This window comes from Clostridium sp. SY8519 (assembly GCF_000270305.1).
Lineage (GTDB): Bacteria > Bacillota > Clostridia > Lachnospirales > Lachnospiraceae > SY8519.
In genome coordinates this window covers 1,698,495-1,719,446 of the sequence record NC_015737.1, presented here as the reverse complement: position 1 = coordinate 1,719,446, position 20,952 = coordinate 1,698,495, and the positions used below count along the sequence as shown (strand labels likewise).

At 49.7% G+C, this 20,952-nt stretch carries 19 protein-coding genes and 1 tRNA gene; 10 read left to right on the top strand and 10 right to left on the bottom strand.

Translation table 11 applies throughout. The features are described 5' to 3' along the window. Positions 1-306 precede the first annotated feature (306 nt). On the top strand, positions 307-996 hold the full coding sequence (locus CXIVA_RS08070) for a helix-turn-helix domain-containing protein (RefSeq protein ID WP_013977519.1): 690 nt from the start codon (positions 307-309) through the stop codon (positions 994-996). Then, complete coding sequence (locus tag CXIVA_RS08065; RefSeq protein ID WP_013977518.1) at positions 993-1,913, top strand: IS3 family transposase; 921 nt, start codon at positions 993-995, stop codon at positions 1,911-1,913. The genes CXIVA_RS08070 and CXIVA_RS08065 overlap by 4 nt, the downstream gene beginning before the upstream one ends. A gap of 103 nt (positions 1,914-2,016) precedes the next feature. Here the strand turns inward: CXIVA_RS08065 and CXIVA_RS08060 are convergent. Then, a tRNA-Gly gene (locus CXIVA_RS08060) sits at positions 2,017-2,089 on the bottom strand. Positions 2,090-2,319: 230 nt separating this feature from the next. Beyond that, the gene (locus CXIVA_RS14205; RefSeq protein ID WP_013977517.1) at positions 2,320-3,414 is read right to left on the bottom strand and encodes an SHOCT domain-containing protein; all 1,095 of its coding nucleotides are present in this window, start codon (positions 3,412-3,414) and stop codon (positions 2,320-2,322) included. 218 nt (positions 3,415-3,632) lie between these two features. Between CXIVA_RS14205 and CXIVA_RS08050 the strand changes: the two genes are divergently transcribed. Next, on the top strand, positions 3,633-4,367 hold the full coding sequence (locus CXIVA_RS08050) for an acyl-ACP thioesterase domain-containing protein (RefSeq protein ID WP_013977516.1): 735 nt from the start codon (positions 3,633-3,635) through the stop codon (positions 4,365-4,367). A 50-nt stretch (positions 4,368-4,417) separates the two neighbouring features. Here the strand turns inward: CXIVA_RS08050 and CXIVA_RS08045 are convergent, their stop codons facing one another. After that, entirely contained in the window at positions 4,418-5,284 is an 867-nt protein-coding gene (locus CXIVA_RS08045) for an alpha/beta fold hydrolase (protein ID WP_013977515.1), read from the bottom strand. Further along, entirely contained in the window at positions 5,281-5,856 is a 576-nt protein-coding gene (locus CXIVA_RS08040) for an NAD(P)H-dependent oxidoreductase (RefSeq protein WP_013977514.1), read from the bottom strand. Before CXIVA_RS08040 ends, CXIVA_RS08045 begins: the two co-directional genes overlap by 4 nt. A 279-nt stretch (positions 5,857-6,135) precedes the next feature. Here CXIVA_RS08040 and CXIVA_RS13445 point away from each other — a divergent pair, with 279 nt between their 5' ends. Then, positions 6,136-8,160, top strand: a complete 2,025-nt coding sequence (locus CXIVA_RS13445) for a GH25 family lysozyme (protein ID WP_013977513.1) — start codon at positions 6,136-6,138, stop codon at positions 8,158-8,160. Positions 8,161-8,360: 200 nt separating this feature from the next. Here the strand turns inward: CXIVA_RS13445 and CXIVA_RS08030 are convergent, their stop codons facing one another. Further along, positions 8,361-9,842: a DUF1846 domain-containing protein gene (locus CXIVA_RS08030; protein ID WP_013977512.1), complete on the bottom strand. Its 1,482-nt coding sequence runs from the start codon at positions 9,840-9,842 to the stop codon at positions 8,361-8,363. A 380-nt stretch (positions 9,843-10,222) separates the two neighbouring features. Here CXIVA_RS08030 and CXIVA_RS08025 point away from each other — a divergent pair, with 380 nt between their 5' ends. Further along, complete coding sequence (locus tag CXIVA_RS08025) at positions 10,223-11,485, top strand: OFA family MFS transporter (protein ID WP_013977511.1); 1,263 nt, start codon at positions 10,223-10,225, stop codon at positions 11,483-11,485. A 111-nt stretch (positions 11,486-11,596) separates the two neighbouring features. Here CXIVA_RS08025 and CXIVA_RS08020 read toward each other — a convergent pair whose 3' ends face one another. From CXIVA_RS08020 to CXIVA_RS08015, 3 genes are all read right to left on the bottom strand, one after another. Continuing rightward, the gene (locus tag CXIVA_RS08020; protein WP_013977510.1) at positions 11,597-12,952 is read right to left on the bottom strand and encodes a GTPase; all 1,356 of its coding nucleotides are present in this window, start codon (positions 12,950-12,952) and stop codon (positions 11,597-11,599) included. Between the two features lie 15 nt (positions 12,953-12,967). Further along, positions 12,968-13,144, bottom strand: coding sequence for a hypothetical protein (locus CXIVA_RS14110; protein WP_013977509.1), 177 nt, complete (start codon positions 13,142-13,144; stop codon positions 12,968-12,970). Between the two features lie 439 nt (positions 13,145-13,583). Further along, the gene (locus CXIVA_RS08015; RefSeq protein ID WP_013977508.1) at positions 13,584-14,054 is read right to left on the bottom strand and encodes a pyridoxamine 5'-phosphate oxidase family protein; all 471 of its coding nucleotides are present in this window, start codon (positions 14,052-14,054) and stop codon (positions 13,584-13,586) included. 183 nt (positions 14,055-14,237) lie between these two features. On the opposite strand from CXIVA_RS08015, the gene CXIVA_RS08010 reads away from it, so the two are divergent. Continuing rightward, positions 14,238-14,456, top strand: coding sequence for a hypothetical protein (locus tag CXIVA_RS08010; RefSeq protein WP_013977507.1), 219 nt, complete (start codon positions 14,238-14,240; stop codon positions 14,454-14,456). A 108-nt stretch (positions 14,457-14,564) separates the two neighbouring features. Here the strand turns inward: CXIVA_RS08010 and CXIVA_RS08005 are convergent, their stop codons facing one another. Together CXIVA_RS08005 and CXIVA_RS08000 are read right to left on the bottom strand one after the other, a co-directional pair. Then, entirely contained in the window at positions 14,565-15,881 is a 1,317-nt protein-coding gene (locus tag CXIVA_RS08005; RefSeq protein WP_013977506.1) for a HAMP domain-containing sensor histidine kinase, read from the bottom strand. Next, complete coding sequence (locus tag CXIVA_RS08000; RefSeq protein WP_013977505.1) at positions 15,874-16,587, bottom strand: response regulator transcription factor; 714 nt, start codon at positions 16,585-16,587, stop codon at positions 15,874-15,876. Before CXIVA_RS08000 ends, CXIVA_RS08005 begins: the two co-directional genes overlap by 8 nt. 232 nt (positions 16,588-16,819) lie before the next feature. Between CXIVA_RS08000 and dltA the strand changes: the two genes are divergently transcribed. Genes dltA through dltD form a run of 4 tightly spaced genes read left to right on the top strand, consistent with a single transcriptional unit; the run spans position 16,820 to position 20,950 of the window. Further along, positions 16,820-18,325 (top strand): D-alanine--poly(phosphoribitol) ligase subunit DltA, encoded by a 1,506-nt coding sequence (gene dltA / locus CXIVA_RS07995; RefSeq protein ID WP_013977504.1) that lies wholly within the window; start codon positions 16,820-16,822, stop codon positions 18,323-18,325. After that, complete coding sequence (gene dltB / locus CXIVA_RS07990) at positions 18,326-19,507, top strand: D-alanyl-lipoteichoic acid biosynthesis protein DltB (protein WP_013977503.1); 1,182 nt, start codon at positions 18,326-18,328, stop codon at positions 19,505-19,507. A 28-nt stretch (positions 19,508-19,535) separates the two neighbouring features. Further along, positions 19,536-19,769: a D-alanine--poly(phosphoribitol) ligase subunit DltC gene (gene dltC, locus CXIVA_RS07985; RefSeq protein WP_013977502.1), complete on the top strand. Its 234-nt coding sequence runs from the start codon at positions 19,536-19,538 to the stop codon at positions 19,767-19,769. A 5-nt stretch (positions 19,770-19,774) separates the two neighbouring features. Then, positions 19,775-20,950 (top strand): D-alanyl-lipoteichoic acid biosynthesis protein DltD, encoded by a 1,176-nt coding sequence (gene dltD / locus CXIVA_RS07980; protein WP_013977501.1) that lies wholly within the window; start codon positions 19,775-19,777, stop codon positions 20,948-20,950. The last annotated feature ends 2 nt before the right edge of the window (positions 20,951-20,952 follow it).

The following is a 20,952-nucleotide window of genomic DNA, read 5'->3' as shown; positions in this document are numbered from 1 at the left end:
TAGCATAAACAAATAATAACACGCTGTTTTAAGCGTGTCAATATGATTGTTCGAAAAAGATATTTATTCGTATAAATATTCTGCTTATATCATTCTTTCATTCCTGTTTTCAATGCTTAAGCCGTGAAAGATATCCGTCAAACTGATCTCTTCTTTCTTTTCGCCATTTTGATTGCATGTACGAGACGGGACCAGGGCATTCAACATTTTTTACAAAGAAAAACTCTCAAACCCGCATGTTTGATATGCTCCCCATATGGTAGACAATGAAAATATCCAAAATCTATCACATGAGGAGCATTTATTATGTCTAGAAAAAAGTACTCAAAAGAATTCAAATTAGAACTCTTGAGAAAGCATACAGATCAGGGAATCTCTTTCTGGAAGCTATCAAAGACATATGGGATTGAAGCAAGTATTATTCGCAGCTGGTGGCATTCCTATGATGCATATGGAGAAGCCGGTCTGGAGCAACATAACAGTAATTTATTCAATTATTCCGCAGCGTTCAAAGAAATGGTCGTTAAAGAGTATCTTGCTGGTGGCATATCTCAACAATCACTTGCAAAAAAGCATGGGATTTTATCTCCAGGTACTATCTGTCACTGGGTAAAAGCGTATAATAATCATGAGGAATTAACAGACTCCCGACCGAAAGGAGAATATCTCATGGTTAAAAAGAATAATAAGGGCAGAAAGACTACTTTGGAAGAGCGCATTGCTATTGTAGAACATTGTACTGCCAATGCAAAAAACTACTCACTTACTGCAAAAGAGTTTGATTGTTCTTATGGACAAGTTTATTCATGGGTCAAAAAATATGAAACAGCAGGTATTGAGGGGCTATATGACCAGCGTGGGAGGAGAAAACCCAAGGAGGAGCTTACCGAACTGGAAAAACTCCAGGCAGAGAACCGTATGCTGAAAGCACAGGCCAAGCAGCAACAAATGGAGATTGATTTCTTAAAAAAACTCGACGCCGTAGAGAGGAGGTGACACTGAAACGAACACAGCATCTGGACATCTATATCACGATAAAAGAGCTCTCAGAGGAACATCCTGAATATCCAGTCAGCCGGCTATGTGAACTCGGACATATCTCAAGAGCTTCCTATTACAAATGGAAGAACCGACCTGATAGCGAAAACGATATTTTGAATGAACGTATTGCCGAAAAAATAGAACAGATCCACAATGAACATCCAGATATGGGATACAGACGTATTCGGGATACATTGGAGCATGACCACGATATCAAGGCAAATGATAAACGCATCCTCCGAATCTGTCGCATAAAGAAAATACGTTCCATTATCAAACACCGCTATAACTGCTGTACGAAGCCTGCTTCTGATCCAGCGTATATAGCAGAAAATGTGCTGAACAAAGACTTCCATTCTGATAGACCAAATGAGAAATGGGTTACAGATGTAAGCGAGTTTAAATATGGGAGTGGTGAAGAAGAGAATAATGGGAAACTTTACCTTAGTGCCATATTAGATTTATGTGATAGGCGTCCAGTGGCATACGTTTATGGGGATCATAACGATAATCCTCTTGTATTTAACACGTTCGACAAAGCAGTTGCTGTCAACCCCGGAGCGACACCGATATTTCATTCAGATAGAGGATATCAGTATACATCAAAAGAATTTCGACAGAAAATCATAAAAGCCGGAATGACACAGAGTATGTCGAGAGTAGCGCATTGCACCGACAACGGTCCTATGGAGGGCTTTTGGGGAATCATGAAACGTGAAATGTACTATGGACATAAGTTCAATACAAAAGAAGAATTGATCTCAGCAATCGAAGAATACATGGCCTACTACACTACCAAACGAGTTCAGAGAAACTTGAACGTAAAGACGCCGTTAGAATACCATGAAATGGTACTACGGGAAGTCGCATAAAAACTGCCTGGCAGAATACCAGGCAGAAAAACTATTTGTTTTTTTGATTGTCTACTTGACGGGTCGCACACCAGTTTACTGGGTTTGAGAGCTAATAAGAAAGAGCGCGAGACGGGACTCGAACCCGCGGCCTCGACCTTGGCAAGGTCGCGCTCCACCAACTGAGCCACTCGCGCTTATCGCAGCCACAATGTAAATACGTGCTACAAGAAAGAATTATAGGGGATACTGGTACAGATGTCAAGGATTATTTAAAAAAACTTTGTAATCAACTTTGTTATCTGTACCAGCTGATACCAGTTTCGCACATTATATCCCCTGTAAAGCAGGATTCCGCCCGGAAGCAAAAATCCTTCGCCATAACCGCCTGTATGCTCCGCCGGCTGCGGCAGTATATATTACAGCGTTATTTCACACTGAAATACTCTGCCTCCATCATCGGAACGGTGATTTTTCCGCCCATTGTGGAATCATAGGTATAGGTGCCGCCATAGGTTCCCCATACTGTAATCATATCATCCTCAAGGATTCTGCTCTCACCTTTTTTGTATGTATAATCCACCAGCACCACATCGTCGTAATATTCCCCGTAGCCGCTGTCCTTTGTGGCCACCCGGAGATTCAGCTGGTCGCCGTCTTCCAGTACCTGGATGACCTGACCGTATATTTTGATGCGCTCTCCCTTATATTTATCCGGTGTTCTGGCCAGATTCTTATACGGAATTTTCTTGCAGGATTCTTTGAAGGATTTTTTGGTTTCTGATGTGCATTTCACCTTCAGCTGGCATTTCACGTCTCCGCATACGATCTCTACGACAGAAGTCTTTCCTGCCTTCAGTGTCTGGGGCTTGGTTACGAACCAGTCGTCTGCCTCTTCGGTTTTTCCGCTCTGATATGTGGCGGTCACTTCGATTCCGGTATTATCTTCATCCAGTACAGTCCCTTTTTCGGTATCCCCGGTGTACCTGGCGGCAATAGCGGTAACCTTGTCCTCGGCATCCTCTTTGCTGTCATCGGAGGCATCCGTCTGTCCGGCGGAGTCCTTCGCGCCTGAAGCGGTGCCGCTTTCCGTCTGAGACTTCGATGTTCCGCCGGTATCTGAGGAGCCGCCGTTTGACACTGCTCCGATCACAAGCAGCGCCGCAAAAACAACCACGATCCAGAACCAGACCCGTTTGTAAATCGGTTTCTTACGTTTGGATGCCGGACGGCCGGATGTTCCAGTCGGCTTTTTCGGACGGCCGCTCTTTTTTTCCTGTGACTTTGCAGGCCGCGCTTTCCGTAAAAGCCGACGCTGCTCCGGTTCCTCCTCCTGCATCCGCTGCCCGCCGGCATCCGCCCCGGCCAGGTTCGGCGTGTCTGCGGAGATCCGATCCGCAAACTCCTGTTCCGCCTCTGCCAGGATCTTCTCTTTCTTTGCTTCGTATTCTTCCGAAGTCAGAATGCCCTGTTCATACAGATCTTTCAATTTTCTCAGCTGTTCCATCTGCTGTTCCGTCATTTTCTTTCCCTCCTTGTTTTTGCTGCCCTTCGGCATTTTCTTTACAACAGTAAATTTACCAAAACAGGAGTCCGGAAAAACGGACTGCAGTTCCTTCTCTGGAAACGCAGATAAAATTTTTTTCAGCTGTCTGCAGCGGACGTTGCTTTACAGTTTTTCCTGGCATGCTATACTGACAGATAGCACACGCAGACCAAACAGCGCAAAGGAGCACATCTATGCATTCTGGCATCTATCAATTCAACCACCGCCCGCAGCTCAGGGATACGGATACCGATTACCGGATCGGCATGCGGGGATTTCTGGAATATATCTGTGAGGCAGGCACTTCCTTTCTTCATGAACTGGGACGGGGCATGGATGTTCTGCCGGATCTGTACGGCATCAACTGGATGATCACAAAATATTCCCTGCGGATCAACCGCAAAGCAGAATTATTTGCGCCCATTACCATCACTGCCCGCGTTACGAAACTGGACCGGGTACGCCTCTGGGAAGATGTGGAAATCCGGCAGAACTCCGTATGCTGCGCCATTGGGAGAGTGGAATTCTGCCTGTTTCATATCGGTACCAGCAAAGTGGCACGCATCCGTGAGATCCGGTTCCCGGAGCTTTCCCTCCATGCACCATCGGAAAAAATTCCGGACTTTCAGCGCCTGCCCAAGGAAACCGAAGCCATGACAGACTGCCACACGCAGACCGTCCGTTACTGCAACCTGGACGTGTCCCATCACATGAACAATCTGCAGCATATCTATCTGCTGATGGATGCTTTTGGTCCCGACTTTTATGAGACGCATCCGATCACTTCTTTTGAGATGCACTATCTGAGCCAGGCGTATTACGGCGACAGCATCCAGGTGAAAAAGCAGGATACCGAAGGGGGCTGCCTCCTGGCGGCGGTCTGCAGCGACGGTACCCTTCTAGACCAGGCAGTGATGACTTTCGACTGAGCATATACTTCTGATATCAGATGGTATTTCTGAAAATATCCGACCGGTGTTTATGAAGATGCCAGATGGGTATTCATGAAACCGACGCTTTCCTTGCAGGCCTGCTCCAGCTGTGTCCCGCTGAATCCATGTTCTCCGCCGATGATTTTGACCAACCTTACCTGCGGGAAATACGGGACAAATTCTTCCGTGGATTCCAGTGGAACTTCCGTATCCGAGTCTCCCTGCATGATGATTGCGTCTGTTTTGGTCAGACTGCGAATCACTTTTTTGATATCCAGGCTGTGCAGTTCCTTCAGATACCGTTCGCTGACCAGAAGGCCGTCCCAGGGCACAAGTCCGTCTGTCCGTTCCGCTTTTTTCAGGTAATCGCCGGCTTGCTCTACCATATTATAAGCCGGGTAATACAGTACCAGCCCGCGGATTTCGTCCTGATTCTGAGACGCGCACATAGTGGCAATCAATCCGCCGAAACTCTGGCCGCTTAAGAAGACATTGGACTGATCAAAACGCTTCTGTTTTTTCACCCATTCCAGCACCCGTTCCATATCCGTCACTTCCGTAACCGTGGTCATATCTTTGGAATGCACTCTGGTTGTACTTTTGCGGGACCCGCCTACAAAGTCAAACAGCACTACGGCATAGCCTGCTTTGTTATATTTTACCGCCGCGTCTTCGCAGTTGGCCATGCTGCTGTTGTATCCATGGGCAATGATGATCACCGGGTGTTTGACTCTGAAATCTCCGGGTTCATAAAGCAGGCCCTGATACTCATAAGGCGCTTCCCCGTTTTTCAGTGACGGCGTCGTAAACGTCAGATTCGTCACCCGGTACCCATGGGCTGCACTGTATACATACAGACCCAGCGCAAATATTCCCACAAGCGCCACCGATAAGATGCGTATTCTTTTTCTCATTCCATTTCCTCCAGCTCTCTGACTGCATCTGCCAGAATTGCCTCCGGATCCGCGCCCACCAGATCCAACCCTTCCGCCTGACGGCAGATCACCTCTCTGATCCCGTAAAAAGTGCGGCACAGATCCTGTATATAGCCATAGCCATATTGGTGCTCCAGGATCGGTCCGCCGGCAGTCGTCACATAGGTCAGCCGGCAGGCCTGACACAAGCCGTAAGGAATTCCTTCCGGCGTATAGGCAAAAGTGATTCCGGGTACTGTCACCTGCTCCAGATAGCCGCGCAGCAGTGCGGGGAAAGCCAGATCCCAGTAGGGCGCGGCGATCACGATCTCATCCGCGGCCGCGAACTGCCGGGCCAAGGCGAAGAAATCATCCGAATAATTCCCGGCGCGCAGCAGATGGTTTCGTTTTGCCAGGCTTTCCCGGTTCAGCGGCGCCGCCGGTGTCTGCTCCAGGTTCACCTCAGTAACTACTCCTGCCATGCCATCCAGTACAGCCTGTGCCAGTCTTCGGGTTCTCGATTCCGGACGGACGCAGGCATTGACAAACAGAATCTGACGTTCTCCATGCATCTTCATTCCTCCCTCGTATGCAAAATTTTCCCTGGTTACCGTGCGCCTTTTCACTTGCTCCTTCCAGACAGCTGCACCTGTTTTCTTCATTTTCAGTTCTTGATTTCAGTGTAGCAACTGCCGCCTGCAAAGTAAAGCGGGCATGCAGGAAATCTGTGGCACAAATGGATCAAAATCTGCAGCTTGCTCCGCCTGAAATATTTGCATTTTTATTTAAAAAATGTTACGATTTTATGACGAGCTAAAAGTTTTTCCATATAGGGAGGTTCTATCTTAATTATGAAACGCATCTACAGTCTTACCTTAGCGGCTGCCGCAGCCGCGTCTGTTCTCCTTCCGGGAGCGCTTCCGGATCGCCCGTCTTCCTCTGCAGGCACCGCAGCTTCTGCTGCCTCTGCGTCTGCAGGCTCCGAAGACCTGTCCGAAGCATCTGCCGTATCCGCTGCGGCCAATACTGCTGAAACGGAAACTCCCGCTGCCCTGCAGGCGGAACCTGTGGCTGCGCAGGATGATTCTTCCGCTTCTGACAGCTCCGCACCGGCGCTTCAGTCCTCTGCGGACAAGAAGACCTACGGCAGTCAGACTCCGGACGATACCGTTGTATCCGGGATCAAATGCCCGGACAGCTGGAACAAAGATGATCCGGAATGGTTCCGGGCTTACCAGCAGATATACGGCACAAAAAGCAATACAGAAACCGGCACCGGCACAGCAGATCAGACTGCCGCATCCACCGGCGTACAGGTGCTCCCCCGTTCCGAAAGCTCTGCCGGCGGCAGGATTCAGCAGCTGTCCACTTCCTCTGTCACCACCTGGGACAAATACGGCAGCACGTCCAAGCTCACCTTTTATCACGACTCCCGCAATACATCCGGAAAAACCATTCTTCCGGTCATCGACGTGTCTTACCACAACGGAACCATCAACTGGTCCAAGGTCAAAGCCGCCGGCGTGCAGGGCGTGATTATCCGCTGCGGCTACCGCGGCAGTTCCACCGGAGCGCTGGCTCAGGATGTCAAATTCAAAGAAAACATCCGAAACGCAAAAGCGGCCGGTCTGAAAGTAGGCGTCTATATTTTCTCTCAGGCGGTTACAAAAGCAGAGGGCAGGGCAGAGGCTGACTATGCGGCCAAACTGGTCAAGTCCACCGGTTATTCCCTGGATCTTCCCATGGTAATCGACGTGGAATATGTCAACGGCGGCGGACGCCTGGAAAATGCAGACCTGTCCAAATCCGCCCAGACCAGCGTGGCTGCCGCATTCTGCGCAGAGGCAGAATCTCTGGGCTACCAGCCCATGGTCTATGCCAGCTCCACTTTCCTGGTCAGCAACATGGACGGTGCATCCCTGGCTTCAAAAGGCTACCGCATCTGGATGGCGCGGTACTCCTCCTCTGCGTACAAAAGTTCTTCCGCTTACTACCAGGGCGCCGTACCGTTCTGGCAGTGTTCCTCCCAGGCCGCTGTAAACGGAATTTCCAGCCGCGTGGATCTGAATTACTGGTATGCCGCCAGCGCCGGTGTTCGGCCGGAAGACACGTCTTCCTCCAAACCGGCAAAAGTCACCGGAGTAAAAGCTTCCTCTGTCACCAGCTCTTCCGTGACTCTGTCCTGGAATGCCGCAGCCGGCGCCTCCAGCTACCAGGTCTTCCTCTACAAAGCGGTCGGACATACCAATGTGGGCTCCTACACCACATCAAAAACTTCCCGGAAAATCACCGGGCTGAAAGCAGGGGAAGAATATTACTTCAAGGTACGGGCCTATTCTTCCGCCCGCAAGACATACGGCTCCAAGAGCTCCCGCAAAGCGGTCACAACCTCGGGAACCGCGTCAAAGCTGCGCACAGCCACCGCGCTGTCCCTGCGCAAATACGCCGGAACCGGCTATCAGAAACTGACCGTGATTCCTTCCGGCAAAACGATGAAGCGTCTTGCATTTACTTACGACAAGACCGGGATGAAATGGTACAAAGTCTCCTACAGCGGGAAAACCGGATACTTAAGTGCCTCTTACACCCGTCCGTACACGGACAAACCAACCGGTCTGAAAGTAAAATCCCGCGCCGCCACATCGATTTCCCTGAGTTGGAAAAAAGCGGCATATGCCGATTATTACAGGGTTTACCGCAAAACCTCTAAAAAAGGTTCCTGGAAACGGGTTGCCACCGTTACCTCCACATCCTTTAAAAACACGAAGCTGGCCCGCAGACATACCTACTACTACTGTATCAAAGCGGTCAACCGGATTGACGGCAGCAATTGCGCCAGCGCCAAATCCGGTACGGTTTCCGCCAAAACCCGCTAAGTTTCCCCATCCGTACCCATAGATTTTCGCTAAACGGCAAAAAGTGCACAGATACAAATCATCTGTACAGAAACACAGAAAAAAAACGCCGGATCCAGCTGTCTGCTGCATCCGGCGTTTTTTGTGTTAGAAACTCTCCTGTACAGTCTTTTCTTCGGTAAGCTTCCTGCTGCAGTTTCTTTTCTGCCTGCCGGAATGTCTCACTTATGGAAAAGCTTATTGCTCTGATAGCAGGGTTCACAGGTCAGATTGATCTTCAGCTGACGGAAGGTGGCCTCATCTGCCCCGGACAGAATGACTGAGGAATGGGCTTCGCATCCTTTGAGTTTTTCCAGCTGATCCAGGGCAATTCTGGCTTCTTTGCTGTTCTCGGCACTGATGGTTAGCGCGATCAGTATCTCATTGATGTGAAGATGGGGATTCTTGCTGCCGAAATGTCTGACTTTCAGCTGCTGAATCGGCCGTATCACGTCCGGCGAGATCAGACGCACCGGGTCGTCAATGCCTCCAAGGACCTTCAGCGCGTTCAGCAGCATCGCGGAAGTGGCTCCCATCAGGGATTTTGTGCTGCCGGTAACGATCTGTCCATTTGGAAGCTCAATCGCGGCTGCCGGCTGTCCGGTCTCCTCCGATTTGCTTTCTGCCGCAGCGACCACCGGACGGTCCGCTTCTGTCAGCCCTGCCTTCCGCATCAGAAGCTCCAGTTTCTGCAGCGCTTCCTGTGAACCGGTTCCCTTACGGATATCGCACCGTTCTTTGTAATACCGGCGAATAATCTCCTGTCCGGCGGCTGCCTGCACTGCCGCTTCGTCAAAGATGCAGTTGCCCGCCATATTCACACCCATATCTGTGGGTGATTTGTAGGGAGATTCGCCGTAGATCTGCTGGAACATGGCATTCAGTACCGGGAACACTTCCACGTCACGGTTGTAATTCACAGTAGTTTTCCCATAGGCCTCCAGATGCCAGGGATCGATGACATTGACATCATTCAGGTCTGCGGTGGCCGCCTCATAGGCCAGATTCACCGGATGCTGCAGCGGAAGATTCCAGATCGGGAACGTCTCAAACTTCGCGTATCCTGCCTTCACGCCTCTCTGATGCTCGTGATACAGCTGGGACAGGCAGACAGCCATTTTGCCGCTTCCCGGACCCGGAGCAGTCACTACCACCAGGGAGCGTCTGGTCTCTACGTACTCATTCTGTCCGAACCCCTCCGGGCTGATGATCAGAGGGATGTTGTTCGGATAGCCGCTGATGCTGTAATGGCGGTACACACGGATGCCCAGCGCCTCCACCTTTTTCTGAAAGGCAACTGCGCTCTCCTGTTCCGCAAAACGGGTCAGCACTACGCTGCCTACATACAGGCCGTATCCGCGGAATGCGTCAATCAGACGCAGGACATCCTGATCATAGGTGATGCCGATGTCGCCCCGCACCTTGTTTTTCTCAATGTCGTTCGCATTGATGACCGTGACCACTTCCACATCATCCCTGATCTGTGAAAGCATGCGGATCTTGCTGTCCGGCTCAAATCCCGGCAGCACCCGGGACGCGTGATAGTCATCAAACAGCTTGCCGCCGAATTCCAGATACAGCTTGCCGCCGAACTGACTGATTCTTTCCCTGATGCACCTGGACTGCATATCCAGATACTTCTCGTTATCAAATCCTGTTTTCATAATATTCAGACTCCCAGACTTCTTTATTTATTGAACCAATAGATTTTTTCATTATACACGATTTCCATGACATGAAACAATCATTTTTCTGCCCCTCACAACTGACAGATGTACTCATAAAAATACATTTCTGTTGACACCATCCCTTTTCTTCTGTACACTATCCTCATCTGAAGGTGCTGGCGGATATGTGAAGGAACACAGTGCACCCAGATAGGATACGCCGACCGCCTGGGCAACTCGTCACCGGGTTGTCTTTTTTTCGCCCTTTTTTCGGGAGTCCTGAGCCTTTTCAGAGTTTTTCTGTCTGCTCTGCCCCCCCCCAAAAAAAGCAGAAAAAAGGACAGCCTTCACATGTATCTCTTGTTAGGAGGAATCTCATGAATTTTCTGGAAAACAGATGGACACGCGCTGCCATTCCGGCGCTGCTCATCCACTGCAGCATAGGGACGGTATACTGCTGGTCATCTTTCAGCGCAGCTTTGAGTGAACAAATCGGCGTTCGTCCTTCTGTCATCGGATTTGCCTTTTCCCTGGCCATCTTCTTTCTCGGTATGTCCGCCGCCTTCGCCGGCCGTTTTGTCGAAGCTGATATCCACAAATCCTCTCTGCTGGCAGCGATCTGCTTTACCTGCGGCATGCTGGGTACCGGCGCCTGTATTCAGTTCGCGTCGGTTCTGGGTCCTGTCGGCACCACCATCGGCATTTTCCTGTTTTACGGCTGTATCATGGGGATCGGACTGGGCATCGGCTATCTGACGCCGGTCAAAACCCTGATGCTCTGGTTTGATGACCGGAAAGGACTGGGCACAGGCATTTCCATTATGGGATTCGGTCTGGCAAAAGCCATTGCCAGCCCTATTATGAACACCCTGCAGGACAGTGTCGGTCTGGCCGCCATGTTCTATATTCTGGGCGGCGTATATTTTGTCCTGATGCTTCTGGGCCACTTTCTGCTGAAAAAGCCGGACAGCTGGACCGAACCGGTTCCGGACAAAACCTCCCGGCCGCTGGCGATGTTCCGGAACAAAACGTTCCTGGGCATCTGGATTATGTTCTATTTAAACATCACCTGCGGTCTGGCACTGATCTCCTATGAAAAACCGATTCTTCAGCTGGCGGGCTTCGGCGCCGTTACCGTCAGCATGATCCAGTCCTGCACCGCCGCTTCCAACGCGCTGGGACGCATTGGCTTTTCCACCGTCAGTGACCATTTAAAAGACCGAAACACCATTTACCGTATTATTTTCGCCATGTCGTTCCTCGCCGTTCTGCTGTCCTTTTTCACATCAGCGGCTGCCAAAGGCATCCTGGGTATTATTGTCCTCCTGATGCTGACCGTCAACGCAGGCTACGGCGGCGGCTTCAGCACACTGCCGGCCCTGCTCTCCAGCCGGTTCGGCATGAAAAACATCAGCAACATCCATGGGCTCGCGCTGTCCGCCTGGGCATTTGCCGGTCTTTCCGGCAACCAAATCACTGCGTTTCTCATGAACCGCACCGGACGTTACGAAAGTGTTTTTCTTGTTCTGGCCGGACTCTATCTGGCCGCTTTCCTGGTATCCGTCTTTGTCGTGCGCAGTGTAAACGAGGCGGATTCTCCCAGTTCTGAGCTTTCCACTGAAGCTTCTGCAGAGCTCTGATCCCCGTTCCCCTAAAAGGCTTTATCGCAAAGGGGCGCCGGGATTCTGCGGATGTGCAGAATCCCGGCGCCCCTTTGTCTGGCCTGACTGTCAGTTTTTCTTATGGAAGAATTACTGTACACGGATATTTCCGCCGCTCAGATCCGCCCGCAGATAGCCGCTGCCGACATGGGAGGACGGCATCCATTTGCTGTTTTCAATGGTAAGCGTTACTCGCCTTCCCTTGCTGTTTTTTCCAAATACACAGATCTTGGCAATACTCCAGGTTCCTTTCCAATTGGAAGTCGGTTTAAGCTGAAAAGTTCCACTCCATTTCGTTTTGCTGCGGTTCTTTGCCTTCAACTCTACTATGGCAGATGGGTCATCCCACAGATACGCATAAGGGGCACGGTAATCAATTCTCATACGTTCCGGTTTGAACTTTTTCCATTTCATGGAAAGCGTAATCTTCTGGATTTCTCCCGGTTTTACCGTTGGCTTTTTCTGGGTGATCTTCCGGATGGAAATTTGGCTGGAGGCACGATCCGTTCGTATCGGATTCCTCCACTTTCCCTTCACAATTTCATAGTAGACCTGATTTCCCCAGGTATCTACCGCAACCAGCCCGATGTCACCCTGCAGCCAACTCTTTGTCTCCGTGATCTTGTAATAGTTCCCGGTCTTTTTCAACCGTTCCCCATAAACATCACCTCCCCACACCAGATAACAATACGCCCCGCTCGGATCCAATACTTTCCACCGTACCTGAATCCGATGCTTGGATACCCGACGGTTTTTCAATCGCACTATTTTTGGTGCCGTCAGATCCGTTTTTGTTCCGGTGACTTTAAAGTCCCCCCAGGATAGATCCGGATATTGCGGATTTCCATTTTGCTCTCTATTTAGTAAAGAAAAGGCCCACTCATGCCACTCTGTCGTGTTCGGATTTACATCCATCGACTGCACGATCCATTTCCCTGGCTGCATTCCTTTCCGAATCTTCATACTGCCTTTCCACTCTACACTCCCGTCAGCATTCTTCCGTACCGGCTTCAGGTAAAGGCACACGCGCTGACCGCTTTTTTTTGCCGCCAGATTCAATGCGACACATTTTACAGAACTGTAATCAATTTCCTCATCTACAATAGAATCGGATTCCAGGGATTTCAGCCCGTTATCTTTCAGCACAATCCGGTAGGTCAGCTTATCTCCTACTTTAAACGTTTTCTTGTTTACAGATGCCTTGCTGACGTGAACCGTATTCAGATATTCCTGCAACTTTTCCGGTATACTCACAGTATCGCTATAATCATCAACAACTCGTGGATTTTTTTCATAATCAAAATGGTTTAATTTGTATAAGATGTTCACCCAGTAGATCGTAGACCCGATTGCAGCCGCCTGTGCAAGATCTCCCGTTCCAAAGACAGTGACTGCCAGTCCTGCTGCCAGTACCACAGCACTGAGTTTCCTGCTTCTTTTCTTCATGCTTTTCACCGCCTTTCAGACCGCTTTTTCGGTCGAACATTTTTTCCAGTCCTCCTCAGTATACTTTGCATAACCAGGTTCTTTAGCCGATTTCGCATATCCTTTTAAATTATTCAGCTTCCAGGTGACAGATGGACGCAGAATACGTATGCCGTCATAACTTTTATTTTTCATCTGCTGTGTGGATAACATACGTATCTGCTGCAATACTCTATGTTCCTGCTGCCTGAGCCAGCTGCGGATGAATTGCGGTAGTTCCCGCAAGCAGTCCGGAAAGCAACAGTGCAAATATTCTCTTTTTCATAGGCTCCCTTTCATCAAAAACATATGGAATACAACAACCATAAATTACCGCCGGCTTCTGTTTCCCTATTCAATCATGAAATCGTTTCTCTCAAACCGCATCCCTTTCCCTTGCGGTCCGCGTTTGATGAGTTGATAAGCCCGTTATGGAACAGTGGAAAACAGCAGAATAAAACAGTGGTTCCCCCAATTATTTTCCATCATTATCACCTCCCCATGGGATAACAATGTTTGCCCCTTTTTATTATCTGTTTATATCGTACTTCTCCTATTATTATCTGTCAATTAAAAACATAATTTGTAAATATATTGTAACTTCTGTAAAAAATCAGGATTCGTTCACCAGCTTGCCGGTCATATGATCGATTTCCATCTCCAGAATCCGCACATTCCGAAACGTCCGCTCGATCTCCAGATCCACGTCCCCCGCATCCGGATAGTATTTCAGACCAAGGTCCCGCACGACTGCCAGAGTCTTCTCCTGATCCGCCACGAGACGCACCCGTCCGAAGGCAATCACACTGCGGATGTTCAGGGCCCATTCCCCTTCTTTTCGAAATCCCTGATCCATCACGCAGAAGGATGCCTTGGCATGCCGGGCAATAGCATCCAGCTTATGTCCTTCTTTGGCGCAGTGAAAATACAGTCTGCCATCCTGATACAGGAAGTCCAGCGGCACGGCATAAGGGTAATCGTCATCGCCCAGCACCGCAAGCACGCCTCTTGGTTCCCGGCGGAGGATCTGTTCACAGTCCTCCTGTGAAATCTGCTGCTTAAATCTTCTCATTTTACGAAACATCTGTTTTTCTCCTTTTTTCGTGGTTAAAACCACTTATCCATTTTTCTGTGTAAACTTTCATAGAACACTTTCTTATTTTTGTATGGTTATCTTCTGTATTCCAAAAGGATTCCGCTTCGTAAAAAAGTGAAATCAGCTATAATAATACTACAAACCAGAACATTTTTGAAAGGAGAATGTATCATGTCAGCATTTGGGGATGTTGTAGCCGGCGCAAGAGCTGCTACACGAGAATTTATTGTCGCAAAAACCAATGAGAACAAAACATGTTCCACGAATGAGATCGCTTCCCTGTATCAGGTGAATCATGCGGATGTCGCATCCATTCAGGAGCCGGAAGTGATCGCATTAAAGGATTTCACCCGCTGGAACTATGACCGGTTAGACGGCAAAGCCGAATAACTACCAATTTTTTCTCTCTTAACCTGACGAAGAATCCGGAGCCCTGGTTCCGGATTCTTCGTTTTTTGTGTTCTATTTTGTGTTCTGTTTTATGTTCTGTTTTGTGTGTTATATAATTTCCGGGAAAATGAGGGTAATCGAAAAGTGGGAGGCATTCTCATCGATGAGTGCTTCCCCGTTCATTTTTTCCATCATCAGCCGAACATTAATCAGGCCGATCCGGGTACTTTCCTGATCGGAACGGTTGGGAACAATCCGGTTGGTAAACTGCAGCCGTATGTTTCCGTCTTCCCGAAACAGCCCGATAAATACCGCTGCCCTGCGGTCCGCGTATTTCAGCAGATTGGAACTGATATTGTCAAAGATTCTGGTAACGAAATCGCTGACTACCGCAATTTTTACAGCATTCAGCTCCTGCGCATTCCACGCGGTCGCAGTCTCCACACGGAACCCCTGGGATTCCAGATACATAATCGTATCCGACAGCAGGTCTTCCAGTACAAAGTCCACCGGCTGCGGATCTTCCAGTTTGGTCGCTTCTGAATCGTCCCGGAAAATCAGGAACCGCTCAAACAGCTGGTCGGACATATGCTTGATCTGCTGTGCCTTTCGCAGAGATTTGCCGATGTATCTGTCCCGCTCTTCCTCTGAACGGTATTTTCTGTTGTTCAGCAGTTCCAGATACAGGATCAATGTGGTCAGCGGCGTACGCAGGTCATGGGCCATGCTAGTCACCAGCCTGGTGTTTGCCTGGCTCAGTGCCTCTTCCAGTTCGATATTTTCCTTCATGGCAATCCGCATCTGATTCAGCTCCGAAGCAAGGGACGTCAGTTCATCCCTGCCTTTATGCTCGATGACATAATTGAGGTCGCCGCCAGCCAGTACACGCACATCGGACTCCAGCCTGCGGATCCTCCGGATCAGACGGTTGATATAAATCAGAGCAATAATGAGAAAGACCACTACACCCAGTACAACGGATCCAATGATAAGCGCGATATAGTACTGCAGATCATAATCCCAGAGTAAATACAGATCTGTAGCAGCATCCTTAAATTTCAGTTTGTAGTAGCTTCCGCTGTAATACACATCGGATAATTCTCCCCCGCCGACCGCCGGGTAATTCTCCGAATCATAGATATTGGTCTTACCCCGGTAAATGGACAGATAGACGCCGTACTGTTTTCTGACCCACTGATCGACCTGGTCCATATCGTCTGTGCTCAGTTTATTCTCCTGTATATATTCCTGAAGTTCTGTTTCTTTATTATCTATCCTGGCCTTACCGGTACCATCCGCGCGGCGGCTGTCCAGCACGGATGTGCCAAAGGTCAGTACACTCAGGCAAACCAGTGCGGCAAGAAAAAAGTCGATGACAAGCACCAGCACAAACTTCTTGCGAAGGCTGTATTTGTTTTTACTCAAACCGGTATCCCTTTCCCCATACAGTCTTGATATGTTTCGGATTCTGCGGATCCCGCTCGATCTTCAGCCGCAGTTTCCGGATATGCACCATAATCGTGCCGCTGGAATTATAGAAATACGGCTCATTCCATACGCTTTCAAAGATATTCTGGGCGGAAAACACTTTTCCCGGATACTGCATCAGCAGCATGAGAATATGATATTCGATATCCGACAGATGGATTTCTTCTCCCCGGACCCAGACATCATTGCGGGCGGTGTCCAGTCTGATTTCCCCGATTTCCAGAATGGTATCCTGCTGCGTCTGCTGGGGCTGCCCTTTTCCGCTGTAAATCTGGTACCGACGAACCAGCGCCTTGACCCTGCCCAAAAGCTCGGAATAGGAAAAAGGTTTGCACAGGTAGTCGTCAGCGCCTGCCATCAGGCCGATCAGTTTGTCGGATTCTTTGGATTTGGCTGTCAGGAACAGCACCGGAACGTAGGATGTCTTGCGGATCTCCTCGCAGGTCTTTAAACCGGAGATTCCGGGCATCATGATATCCAGGATTACCAGATCCATGTCTGTGTCCAGCTTTTTCAGGCCTTCCATCCCGTTTTCCGCCTCTTCCACCGCATATCCCTCTCCTTCCAGAAGAATGCGGATGCCCTCGCGAATATCTCTGTCATCTTCAATTACCAGTATTTTTGTCTCTGTACTGTCCGTCATGTCTTTTATTCCTTACAATCAATTGCTTCCTGATACAGTAACCAATATACCATTTCAAGGTTTTTTTTTACAGTACCCGGGGACTTTTAAGAATCTTTAAGAAAAAAACACCGGTTATTTTAATGTAAACATCCTAAGATAACATACGATTCCTGCTGGGCACACGGCTCCACGGGATACATAAATACGAAATCTGATACCTGCATACAGGTCAAAGGAGGACATTTCCGAAATGAATATTCTAGCACGAATTGAACAGACCGCCCGGGAACACGGGGACCGGCTGGCATTTCACTCCCGTTTCGGTGAAATCACCTACCGGGATCTCTGGGAACGCTCCGGCCGGATGGCTGCCTGGATCCAGCTGCTTCAGGATGACTGCCGCAAACCGATTGTCGTATACGGCCATAAGAGTCCGTACATGCTGGTCAGTTTTCTGGCCTGTGTCCGGTCCGGCAGAGCCTATTGTCCGGTAGACATTTCCATGCCGCCGGATCGGGTCCGCCAGATCATTGAAGCTGCAGACAACGATCTGGTCATCGCCACCGAACCCCTGGAACTGGAGGATCGTCTGCTGATCTCCGAACGGAAGCTCCACGATGTCTGCCAGTACAGCCAGACCATCGACTCGAGCTTTCAGTGCAGCGGCACGGATATCTTCTATATTATATTTACCTCAGGCAGCACCGGAAATCCAAAAGGCGTGCAGATTTCCACGGACAATCTGAACCACTACCTGGAATGGTCAGTCACTCTGCCCGCGCGTTCCGAAGGAAACACTTTTCTGAATCAGGCGCCTTACTCCTTCGACCTTTCGGTCATGGATACTTACACGGCGCTGGCTTCCGGCGGAACCATATGGGCCACAGACAAACCGCTCCAGCAGAATACCAGAGAACTGATGCCCTATCTGGCGGACTCCCATATCAACTGCTGGGTATCCACCCCCTCTTTCGCCGCCATGTGTCTGGCAGACCCGGAATTCAACGGCAGTCTTCTGCCGGATCTGCACACCTTCCTTTTCTGCGGCGAGACACTGACCGCCTATACCGCGGAGCAGCTGATGATTCGCTTCCCACAGGCGAAAGTCATCAATTCCTACGGCCCGACCGAAGCCACCGTGGCCGTGTCCGCAGTGGAAATCACGGAACAGATGGTAAAATCCGGCCTTTCCCTGCCCATCGGATACCCGCAGCCGGGGATCAAAGCCCTGATCCGGCGGGAAGACGGCAGCGAAGCCAAACCGGGAGAAACGGGGGAAATCATCCTGGCTGGCACCACGGTAAGCCCCGGATACTTTCAGGATCCGGAACGAACCGCAGCGGCTTTTACGAAAACAGATGTAAATGGAACACTGCTTCCGGCGTACCATACCGGTGATGCCGGATGGCTTGCGGAGGACGGACTCCTCTATTATGAAGGACGCATCGACCTGCAGGTCAAATATCACGGATACCGCATTGAACTGGGCGATATCGAAAGCAATCTGATGCAGATCACCGGCATCCACAAGGCCGTCGTTGTGCCGAAGTGGGAAGATTCCGCCATCCGCCACCTGGCCGCCTTTGTGGTAGCGCCGGAATATGAGGGAAACTATGCAGACCGCAAGTGGATCCGTGAAAAGCTGAAAGAACGGATCCCGGCCTATATGGTTCCGAAAAAAATCATCTTTACAAACGATATCCCTATGACTAATAACGGAAAGGCAGACCGCAAGAGTCTGGAGCAGAGCGTATAAATGGAACTTTTTACCGATTTCTGGTTTTTCGTATGTCTGGCAGGTGTGGGCATTCCCGCCGTCATCCTGGGCATACTGGAAAAGCCTCTGAAATACTACGGATTCGCCGTCAGCCTCCTGTTCCTGTGGCTGGTTCTGGGACACAATCTTCTGGCCCTCTTTTACCTGGGACTGTACTGTATCTTTGAATTCTGCATCATTCAGGCATACCTGAAGCTGCGGACCCGATACGGACGCAAACCGGGCATCTACTGGCTGTTTCTGATTCTGTCCCTGCTGCCCCTGGGGCTGAACAAGGGATTCGGACTGGCAGGCAATCCCCACCACATCTTTGCCTTCATCGGCATTTCCTATATGACCTTTAAGGGAACGCAGATTGTCATCGAAATCTATGACGGACTGATCGAAGAAGTCAAACCCTTTGAATTCTTCTATCTGCTGCTGTTTTTCCCTACGATCCTGTCCGGCCCCATTGACAGAAGCAGGCGGTTCCATGAAGATCTGGCCGCCGTGATGCCCCGGAAGGAATATCTGGAGCTGGTAGGCAGCGGGATTTTCTCCCTGTGCCGGGGCCTGCTGTACAAGATCGTCATCGCCGCCCTGTTTTATCAGGGAGTCGTACGGCTGACCAGTGAGCACAGCTTTCGTTTCACACTGCTGTACATGTATTTTTACGGCTTTTATCTGTTTTTTGACTTTGCGGGGTACAGCCTCATGGCCATCGGCGCCGGATCCCTCTTTGGCATCCGCGTCCCGGTCAACTTCAACGCCCCCTTCGTCAGCAAGGACATCAAAGAATTCTGGGACCGCTGGCACATCACATTGTCCCACTGGTTCCGGGACTTTCTTTTCTCGCGGATAGTCATGTTCTTTACCAAAAAGAAGATCCTCCGCAAAAACAAGCTTGCCCGCGCTTCCATCGCATTCCTGATCAACATGGGAATCATGGGGGTCTGGCACGGCCTGTCTGCCCAGTACATCATCTACGGTCTGTATCATGGCGTACTGCTGTCCCTGACAGAAATCTGGCAGAAAAAATCAAAATTTTATAAAAAACACCGGAAAGAGAAGTGGTTTCTCTTTATGGAATGGCTCATCACCTTCCATCTGGTCATGTTCGGCTTTCTGATCTTCTCGGGCAAATACACCGACCTCTTTGCAGGCATCTGCCGGGCACTATAGCAAACAAACAGCAAAAGGAGACTTTATCATGAGAGAAAAATTATTAAACATTCTGGAAGACCTCTGCGGAGACGAAATCGTTAAGGAAAATCCTGATATCGACCTTCTGGAGGAAGATCTGCTGGATTCCATGGATTACACGGAACTGTTGGTGGAAATCGAAGAGAATTTCGGCGTGGTCATCGCGCCCTCCGAAGTAACCAGAGAAGAAATGAACACCCCGAATAAAATCATCGCTGTTGTCAGCAGAAAGATGCAGTAACTGTCATGAAGAAACTAGCAGCATTCCTGACTGCTTCCGCAGTGACCCTGCTTGTGATTGCTGTCTTTTTAGCAACCCTCTCACCAAATCTGAATACCAACAACCGGAAATTCAATTACTGGTACAGTTCCTTTAAAGACAACTCTTACAACGCCATCTCTCAGAACCTGCACAAAAGCACCATGCCGGTCTTCGGTTCCTCCGAAATCGGTCACGGCGCCAAACTGAGCTATGGACCGCAGCGCCTGCTGGAGCGAACAAATACGGACATCATGACCATCGGCTGTGCCTACAATCAGTGTCTGAATCACAGTATCGTCCTGGGTTCTGTCGGCAGACAGCTGAAAGGGAAAAAAGTGGTTCTGATCCTTTCCCCATCCTGGTTTTACCGGGGCGGTCTCTCCGGTGCCCGTTATGAAATGCGTTTTTCAGAAACGGAATATTCCGCCTTTATGCGCAATCCGGACCTGCCGGCGGATGTCAAGGAATATGTGGCCCGGCGCAGCCGTCATCTGCTGAAAAAAAATGATACCCTGCGGCGCCACGCCGCCCTGTACAACCGGATCAACGGCGTCGGCGGAAAGAAGGCAACTGGGTTTGACCGGATCTCCTACCGTATCCTGAATGCCTATACCACAGACCGGGATTATCTGACCATGCGGATACTCATGAAAAAGAAGGGCATCCGCTTTCTGGATCACTACCAGGGACCGGCGGACACGTTAAAACACATAAACTGGGAAAAATGGAAACAAAAAGCAGTCTCTGCTTCTCCTGCCGTGAACAATCCCTACTACATGGCGCCCAAAGCCTGGAAGAAATTCTCCCATATCGAGGAAAAGGCCCGGGGGCTCCACAGAGATTCCAGTTATGAGGTTTCTCCGGAATACGAAGATCTGGAATGTTTCCTGAAAGTCTGCAAAGCAGAGGGCATTCAGCCGCTGCTGATCCTTCAGCCGGTAAACGGCTACTGGTTTGACTACACAGGGCTTCCGGAAATCCGACGGGATGTGCTGCGATACAAAATCGACAATATCGCCTCCCGCTATCAGGCACAGGTCGCCGATCTGTCCAATGAATCCTACACAAAAAATTTCTTTGAAGATGCGGTGCATCCGTATAAGCTGGGCTGGGTGACAATCAATGAACAAATCTACAAATTCTACAACAAATCAAATTAATT